The 8341-nt window shown below is 38.0% G+C and carries 8 protein-coding genes; all 8 read left to right on the top strand.

From position 1 onward, the window contains the following. The first annotated feature begins 174 nt into the window (after positions 1 to 174). Positions 175 to 459, top strand: a complete 285-nt coding sequence (locus tag EJN84_RS10770) for a hypothetical protein (RefSeq protein WP_129595427.1) — start codon at positions 175 to 177, stop codon at positions 457 to 459. Between the two features lie 687 nt (positions 460 to 1146). Next, positions 1147 to 2838 (top strand): hypothetical protein, encoded by a 1692-nt coding sequence (locus tag EJN84_RS10765; RefSeq protein ID WP_129595426.1) that lies wholly within the window; start codon positions 1147 to 1149, stop codon positions 2836 to 2838. A gap of 156 nt (positions 2839 to 2994) precedes the next feature. Beyond that, the gene (locus tag EJN84_RS10760) at positions 2995 to 3372 is read left to right on the top strand and encodes a DUF3244 domain-containing protein (RefSeq protein WP_129595425.1); all 378 of its coding nucleotides are present in this window, start codon (positions 2995 to 2997) and stop codon (positions 3370 to 3372) included. Between the two features lie 388 nt (positions 3373 to 3760). After that, positions 3761 to 5293 (top strand): MAC/perforin domain-containing protein, encoded by a 1533-nt coding sequence (locus tag EJN84_RS10755; protein ID WP_165004281.1) that lies wholly within the window; start codon positions 3761 to 3763, stop codon positions 5291 to 5293. Between the two features lie 54 nt (positions 5294 to 5347). After that, complete coding sequence (locus tag EJN84_RS12290; protein WP_165004278.1) at positions 5348 to 5512, top strand: hypothetical protein; 165 nt, start codon at positions 5348 to 5350, stop codon at positions 5510 to 5512. 115 nt (positions 5513 to 5627) lie between these two features. Next, on the top strand, positions 5628 to 6056 hold the full coding sequence (locus EJN84_RS10750; RefSeq protein WP_129595424.1) for a hypothetical protein: 429 nt from the start codon (positions 5628 to 5630) through the stop codon (positions 6054 to 6056). Positions 6057 to 6236: 180 nt separating this feature from the next. Further along, positions 6237 to 6713, top strand: a complete 477-nt coding sequence (locus tag EJN84_RS10745; protein ID WP_129595423.1) for a hypothetical protein — start codon at positions 6237 to 6239, stop codon at positions 6711 to 6713. A 528-nt stretch (positions 6714 to 7241) separates the two neighbouring features. After that, the gene (locus tag EJN84_RS10740) at positions 7242 to 8333 is read left to right on the top strand and encodes a DUF4848 domain-containing protein (RefSeq protein ID WP_129595422.1); all 1092 of its coding nucleotides are present in this window, start codon (positions 7242 to 7244) and stop codon (positions 8331 to 8333) included. The last annotated feature ends 8 nt before the right edge of the window (positions 8334 to 8341 follow it).

The following is an 8341-nucleotide window of genomic DNA, read 5'->3' as shown; positions in this document are numbered from 1 at the left end:
TCATCGGGGTACCCGATCTGCGCAGCGAGCGTGCCGTCAGGCAAAAGACAAGCTGTTTGAGCCGCCGCAAGGCGGCGAGTTATTTGTCTTTTAGCGAACAAGCAGCAATCGGGTCGATGAGGAGAGGCAGTCTTGATTTTTTTTGCATACTTTTTTGCATCAAGGCAAAAAAGCATGTGGGGTTTGGGGCAACGCCCCAACAAGTCCACAGACGAATATCTACGCCGGCAGAAAGCGATAACCATGCTTTTCTGGCGAATCGAATTGGCTGCCGTGGAAAGTGGCACTCCTGCCATTTATGATGCACTCATAAACGAATTGAACGAGTGGATGATTTCCTATCGTTTACTCGTCAAGAGTCGCATTACACGCACTGCCAATCGTAAAGTGTCGGACGAAACAGGTTCTGATAAAAAGGAAGCAGTCGCGATGTCTGCTCAAACTTCCGCGACTGCCTAACGCATAGCTTTGTTTCGTAGTGAAAAAGCCTCGTATGCCTGTTATCGGGGCTTTTTTTTATTTGCCCCCGTATGATTTAAATGAAACGAAATCTCTTTTGTTTTTACGAATGAATAACGTTCTTCGCTTAATTGACTAATTTAATTGACTTGTTTAGCTTTTCTTGCCCGTTACAGATTGGATTTACCTGATTTTTCAACCGCATTTGTTTTGTTTCCATTCTTAATTTAAGATACACACCGTAAAACTTTCCGCCGTCAATTTCTACTTTTCATTTGCAAAGATGAGAAAATTTTTCGCATGGCGCAAAAAAAATGCTTTTTTAACACGATAAAAAGGTTTAAATAACGTTTAAATAGTAAAGGAAGAGAAATCAATATCATGTTTGTAATCCAATTGCAATCATTTTAAATACACTTCAACAAATTCGATTCAATTATTTGCGAAGATTCAATTTCCGATTTACAGCATTATCGCTCGGATTGCAAACTCAGCCGTGTGCGGGTGCATTTCACATTTTGAATTACTTGAGAAGTTCCCATTTTCTTAAAATTAGGAATGTCTCAATTTTAAGTTAAATATTCGTAATCCGGCTGTTTTGGTTAAATTCGTTAGACAAATATTAGACGTCGGTTAGATACTGTCTCGGAAAAACATCCCAACTTTGTTGTGTTGTTCATCATAATAATGAGGCGAAGCATTTTATATATTTTCGTATTGGTGATTGCGTTTTTTCTTGTTGCCTGTCATAAACAGGAAAACGAGAGAATGTATGCAAAACTGACTCGATGGGATGTCCTGTTGGATGAATGCCCCGAAGCGATTATCGACAGTCTGGAATTAATAAATGCCAAACAACTCGATGCGAGGAATCGAGCATATTACGGTTTGTTGAAAACAATTGCAGAGGATAAATCTTTTTCCGATTTTACCTCCGATTCGTTGATCGCAAATACCGTCAGATATTATGATCGCCACGAAATCGGAAGCGAAAACCATATCCGATCGCTTGTATATCGGGGTATCGTTCTAACGCGTATAGGCGTAACCGACAGTACGGTATATATTCCGCTGATACGCGCCAAGGATTTGTTTGATAAATCGAAAAAGAAAAATCCTTCAATCGGCTACCTGCTTTATTATTATTTGGGAAACCTTCATTACCGGAACGGCAATCATGAGTTGGCCGGAAAATATTACTACAGAGCACTCAATTATGCCAAAAAGGAGAATTCGCAAAGACATATTTTTGATGCATATTCCGAATTGTTTTGGAATGAAATGACACGAGATCGATATGAAACAGCGAAATTATATTTGGATACGTTGCTCCGTTTCAAAAACCGTGTTCCCGATATCGACTTTACTCTATTGAACATGCAATCGGTATATTACGATACTCAGGGAGAACACGAGAAGTCCCTGCAGTGTGAAAAAGACATGATTGGTTTGCTGCCGTTCCAAAAAGAAAAAGTAGAAAATTTTCGAACCTATTATTCTCTGTCCGATAGATATAAAAGCGCAAACAAACTCGATAGTGCAATGTATTATGGTTTGCAGGCCATTGCATCCATATCCGACTCTGCCTACTGTCTCAATTATCTTTTGTATAAAAATGTTGCCGATATTGCCGCCGCACAAGAAAATTACAGATTGTCCGATTCCCTTCGGCAAAAAATGTTTGAGGCTTACGAACATTCTGTTGACGAGCAAATCAATACAAAAATTCTGGAACTGGAAAAACGTTACGATTTAGCCAAAGCCGAAAACAAAGCCCTGAAAGCACAAAACAATGTTACGTTGCTCGCTGTTTTGATGTTTGTTCTCCTTTTATCTGTAACCGGATTGGTCCTATTTTTTCGCAAGCGTCAAACGATGGCAGTATTGCGAAACGAAAAATTGCAAATAGAAGCAAAAATTGCCGAAACCGAAGCCTTGCTATTGCGAAGACAAACCGATCAGCAAAAAAATGTATTGAACATTTATGGCGCTTTCCTGAAACAATATGCCGATCAACAGCGTCAGTTGAAAACATTCGAAATGAAAATCAGAGGCGACAGAAATCTTAAACTGGCAGATAAATATCACGAAATATTAAAGCAGGGCGAAGAACAGTTCAATACCCTTTCTAACGAACTGTTTTCTTCTCACATATTCGAAGATATTTTGGATGTACATCAAGGCTTGGAACTGCTGAGCGAAACCGATCGTCTTCTTCTCATCATGCTTGCCCTGAAAACCGATACGATGCAGATAGTTTCATTGCTGCATACAACGCCTGCTAACCTTAAGTCCAAAAAATCATACCTGAAAAAGAAAATTATGGAAAATAAGTCTTCTTTCGATCATTTCGACAACCTGATATCGCTTTTCAAATAGCTTTTTCGGCACTTTTCGAGGTAAGAATCTATTTTGTTAACGTGCATATATTCAGCGTTTTAAGGCTAAAAAACAGGTAAGAATTGTTGCGGGGTATTGACGCGCATCAGAAATTACTTTTACTTTGTTTGTGAAAAACAAATAAAAAGAAATGGCATGAAAAGAAACTTTATTTTAGCCGCATTTTCTATTATTGTCGTTTCGGGACTTTACTCATTTGTTATCTTGGATGGCAGGAGCATGGCAAGCACCAATCACAAAATAGAACTTGAGAAAAGAACCGGAGGCACGCGATCTGCCACCGCTGCAATAGTTAATGCCTTTGTCGACGATAGTTTTTTAACGATCGAAATCGAAAATTATTCGGGAATAGCATGGGTTGAGGTCACAGGACAAGGAGGGTCTGTGCAACAATCGTTTCAAATAGACAATTCGGGCGCATGCATATTCGACATATCAATATTGCCTGCCGGCAGTTATGCCTTGTGCATTACGTTAGAAAACGGAACGTATGACGGATTGCTTGAAAAATAGGACTGTATGCGAGTCTTTAAATAGAATAATATAGAAACCAAAAGGAAAGAAAGCAGTCAGTGCCGTAATCCACATCTCCCCCTCTCGGTGCCCGGGGGGTACGAGAGAGGGAGAGTGGAAGCCTCCCTTGCAAGGAGCAAGCCCATCCATCAGAATTGAAACTTCTCTTCCGTCGGTTGACGGAAGAACCCGGAAGGGACTGAGAGGCGCTGCAAAGATAACAAAAACACGGTAATTGTTTACCGGATGCCACCGAAAGTGAAAAAAAGTAGCCGCTAGGATGGTGCAGTAATCTCCCCGAAACCGATCATCGGGTTGCTGTATGAAAGAACAATGGACGCGGATTCGAAAAGCGAGACGAGTAGAAAATGTTCTAATAAATATAATTATGAACAAAAATTCAAAAATTCTTTATATGCTCCTTTTCATTGGAGTATTTTCAGCATGTGAAGATAAAAATCCAATAGGAGAAATACCCTTGGTAGAACCCGAAATAAGTTATTCGACAAGTACTCGAGGCGCCGGATATGGCCCTTATGATGCATTAGGATACGGTTATGATTGTGCTTATTCTGATTTAAAAGGCTCTGATTTTATTAGAAAGGCTGTTATTGATGTGAATAAATGTTTAACAGGAAAAGGAACAGATCCTTTAACTGGAAACCAGGTAAACGTAACTCCACTTACAATCGATTCAGCCATTATTCATCAAGGTGGAAATTCAGATGAAACTTGGGGTTATAATTTTAATGAATACAAAGAATCAATGAATAATGCAACGAATATTTCCGTGAGTTTAGGAAAGGAAAAAATTAATTTTTTTACTGCGGAACTAAAAAACTATTATACTGATTCAATTCGTTATTCTCAAGTATATTCATTCTATAGATTAGATGCTATAAAAACTGTTCGAAAGTTGTCTTTTTCTCACACTCTACCTGATGAATTGAAATATTTTTTAAATGATAATTTCATAAGCGATACGAAAAATTTATCTGCAAAAACTTTAATTGAACGATACGGAACGCATGTGTTAACAGATATCAGATTAGGCGGTATGGGATCAATCTTTTTTAATGCAAGATTAAATTCGAGTTCATCAACAAATAAATTTAAACTTGATGCAAAGGCAGTATATTCAGGAATTACAGCACAAACTAATTATGCAATAGAAAAAAACAGATTTCAGGATTTTCGTGACGTTCATATTCATATTCATACCATAGGAGGGAGTGAACCGATTGCTCAATCATCCATTAAGTTTGATGCAGAAAAATCACAACTGGAAGATTTAAATTTCGATTATGTGTTGTGGCTTAAAAGTGTTAGTGAAAAGACCGAAGAGATAATCGGCACAGGAAATCCAAATACGGTTATTTATCCAATCAGTGAATTTATATTCGATCCTATTAAAAAAATACAAGTGGAACAGGCAATTATCGATTATGTAAATAGCAATGCAATTCATATGAAACAAATTGATATTATCGACAATAAAAATATTGCCGTTTATAATAGAAAAAGTACGAGTAGCGGAGGTGGAGGAAGAGGATCTGTGAGTATGGTTCCTCATTTAAGAGTGAAGAAAAAAGATGGGAAAGAAATGCTATACATTGCAACCAGAAGTTCCACTGACATCGGATTGCTTGTTTTTATACCTTATGGCGAATATTATCAGATTAGCTATAAGGGTGGAAATAATTACTTAGATTTTTCTGACAAAACTTTTAAACCATTTAATAATAATCCCAATCAACTGTGGACTTTGGAATACATGAATCCAACTACGTTTAAAATACGGAATGTAGGTTACGATTGCTATTTAGGTTTCGATCTTAATACAAAGTACAGAAATAGTGATGATAATGATGAAATCATTTGGTATATCCCACACGAAACGATTCCTTACCATAGAGGATGATATTCGAGGGGAAAATAAATCCTGGATTTCAAATCTGAGATTAAAGTAACATGAATGCCTTCTTTAGAGCAATTTTTCTACCTGGGGTCGGAACTCAACGGCGGTTTGCAACCTGCATTTCGCGTTGTGCCAAAGTTACAAATCATGGAAGTAAGGGTTTATTCTCCGGATGGTCCGACCAAAGTATTAGACACCATGTACATAAAAGCTATCGAGTAGTATAATGAAGCGTCTTCAGCTTATGCATTATCTAAGCTGAAGACCTTCCGGCAAAAATTAACATGAATATTTTTTTATTTCAAAAATGATCATAAACCATTGGGAGAATATAACAATGAATACATCTATGCTTGGAATTCGAGAAAAAAGAGTTGTCTTTTATATCAAAAAGACGTTGCCTGTTATTGTATGTTTGCTGTTGTCCGCTTCTTGTTCAACCACTTCGGACTTTTATGGTTACGGCAATAGCAATAAAACAAGCATGTTTGCCAATTTCGATGAGCTGGGAATGGACAAAGATTCATTCCTGAAGAAGTTTGGAACTCCAACGAATAAGGAAATCTATGTGGATGATCAAAACAATCTGATCGAAGTACTCTATTATACCGAGTTGTTAAACTATGACAAGATTGCCGTAACAACCAAATTCCGTTTTAAAAACAACATCTTGATAGAGCAAAAAAATGAAGAAATGATCAATTATATTGACAAAAAAATGTTGGACGCGATTTTAAGGGAGGTCCGAATATCAAGAGGTCGATGACTATTTAATCTTAAAAACAAATACCGATCAAATAGTCGTTTCGAACACTTTATTGTCATGCAATATGAACGCATAAATAATTTTTTGTATGAAGCATATACTCAAAAAAGCGAGTAGATTAATAAACATTCTATACGAGAACTGTAAATTATCAGTAAGTCACACAAAAACAAATGAATTATGGATCAGAATTTAATTTCCGGGACGTTGACTCCCGACGATGTGCAGGCGTGCAAAGATGCCTTAGACGTGTTGTTCACCAAAATGCCGTTCCTTTCGGCCATGCAGAACGTGGATGTATCGCGCTTTTTCAAGGTAGGTACCGCCTATCAACCCTTACTCGATTTGGCCATGCAGGTGGTGGAAACTCATCCCGAAATATTGCCGCTGATATTCGATAAGGAAGAGTTTATGAGAGACAGCGAGCTTTATGCCGCGCTTGAGCCCCTGTCCATGCGGGTATCGGAGTTGCACACGGGCCTGGACAAAACGGTGATGGCCGTTGGTAGCGACACGCTGAAAGGGGCTCGTGAAGTGTATGCCGCCGTGAAGCAGCACAAAAACAAAGTGCCGGGACTCAGTGCAGTGTACGACGAGATGAGTGCCTTTTTCAAAAAGAACAAAATCAAGACGACACCTGCATCTTCGGAAGGATAGCCCTTCTTTTCTTTCACGAGCGTGACAGACACACTCCGGAGAGTTTTTCACTCATTCCGAAGTGACACAAGGACACTTCGGAGTGTCTCGCCGACACTACAAAGAGACTCAAAGACACTCCGAAGTAACTCGGAGACACCCGCGAGTGAGTGAACGACACTGTGAAGAGATCAAAAGACACTCGAAAGTGTGTTCGCGACACTCCGAAGATACTATGAGTCACTCCCGAGTCTCTCCGGAACACTCCAACTTAACTCGGAGACACTCCCAAGAGACTTTCCGACACTTGAGCGTGTTTTTGTCACACTTCGAAAAGATTGGCCATCAATGCAGTTTTAATGGGATTATTCAGTGAACTCTAAATAGGAGTAGGATTTTACTAATCAGCGAAAAATGAATTAACGATCTGTTTTTTTATAGTGCGCAATATGGAAAGCGATTGTTAAGGTAATTTACTGACAAATATTTATTCATGGATCCGAATTCCTGAAATTAAAACAGGAATAAGAAACACTAAAAATTAAAATTATGAAAACTAAATTTTTTACAGTGTCGGCATTAACTTGCATACTGCTGTCCTCTTGTAATAATGATGTGGAGGAAAAACAGATCGCAATACCCGATGAGGAGCAAACTATTGTAGCTCAATCCGGGGGTATTCTTTCGTTTGATAACGAAGCGGCTTTTTGGGAAGCTGTTGAAAAGGTAAGAAATAACGAAACTTCTGTCGCTCTTTTGACACGTTCAACTAGCGAAGATGACTTTCTTTCTCTTTATAGAGAATTTGATCAAGCGATGGAAGAAGCAGATAATTTTTACCAACGTGATGGAGGATATGAAGAATTCAAACAAAAATTTCCCAATCTTTACTATCCGCAGTACAATGATGATTATTCTGCATATTTACCCGTTAGCGATGAGGCTATCGCTAAGCTGGTAAATCCAGAAGGAAAAGTAATTATAAATGGTGAAGAAAGAGATATGAGGGATGTTTTTTCATACGAAAAACTCCAAGAATTAGGATTAGCAATTCCGGATGAAACGGAAACTGTTTCATTGCGAGCTCTCCCTATTAATAATGTTATAGATCCTACTATTCCGTATTACAGGGCTCTTACCGAAGTAAAAAAAGATATAACATCAAAAAGAAAAATGTGGGTAACGGTAAGGGGTATCGAAAGGAATGCTCCGAATAATTTACCTTTTACAAAAATTAAAGAGGCACGAATAGATGTTTGTTTTAGAAAAAAAGGTGCATTAGGTTGGTATAATGGGAAACTATACGGATATCCGATGATCGTTGATTTGAATAAAACAAGGTATACATTAGATAGAAAATACGAATATTCTCCTATGAAATTTACTGTAATGATGGAGTTTACTGCAAGACTTAATGATTTTCCGAGTCACTCTCCTTTGGATCTATATGTTAGGTTTGAAAGCGATCAAAAGGATCATGATTTTACAGCAGTTTACCCGGCAAATTTGAAACAAATATTACAGCTTAATAACGGAGATGGATTTTGGGAAGGTCTTAGTGGTTTATTAAAGAAGGCAGTAGTCACTTACGGTTTCAAATATGGAAGTCAATATATAACTGATTATTGGAATGATCTATAAAAACACTC

This window comes from Seramator thermalis (assembly GCF_004138125.1).
Taxonomy (GTDB): domain Bacteria; phylum Bacteroidota; class Bacteroidia; order Bacteroidales; family Dysgonomonadaceae; genus Seramator; species Seramator thermalis.
Note: the sequence above shows the minus strand (reverse complement) of the source record. Positions and strands in the feature narration are given on the sequence as shown.

Bases quoted from the DNA above. Each gene is read 5' to 3' on its own strand.
- EJN84_RS10770 (WP_129595427.1), top strand. From the start codon at position 175: ATGTGGGGTTTGGGGCAACGCCCCAACAAGTCCACAGACGAATATCTA.
- EJN84_RS10765 (WP_129595426.1), top strand. From the start codon at position 1,147: ATGAGGCGAAGCATTTTATATATTTTCGTATTGGTGATTGCGTTTTTT.
- EJN84_RS10760 (WP_129595425.1), top strand. From the start codon at position 2,995: ATGAAAAGAAACTTTATTTTAGCCGCATTTTCTATTATTGTCGTTTCG.
- EJN84_RS10755 (WP_165004281.1), top strand. From the start codon at position 3,761: ATGAACAAAAATTCAAAAATTCTTTATATGCTCCTTTTCATTGGAGTA.
- EJN84_RS12290 (WP_165004278.1), top strand. From the start codon at position 5,348: ATGCCTTCTTTAGAGCAATTTTTCTACCTGGGGTCGGAACTCAACGGC.
- EJN84_RS10750 (WP_129595424.1), top strand. From the start codon at position 5,628: ATGAATACATCTATGCTTGGAATTCGAGAAAAAAGAGTTGTCTTTTAT.
- EJN84_RS10745 (WP_129595423.1), top strand. From the start codon at position 6,237: ATGGATCAGAATTTAATTTCCGGGACGTTGACTCCCGACGATGTGCAG.
- EJN84_RS10740 (WP_129595422.1), top strand. From the start codon at position 7,242: ATGAAAACTAAATTTTTTACAGTGTCGGCATTAACTTGCATACTGCTG.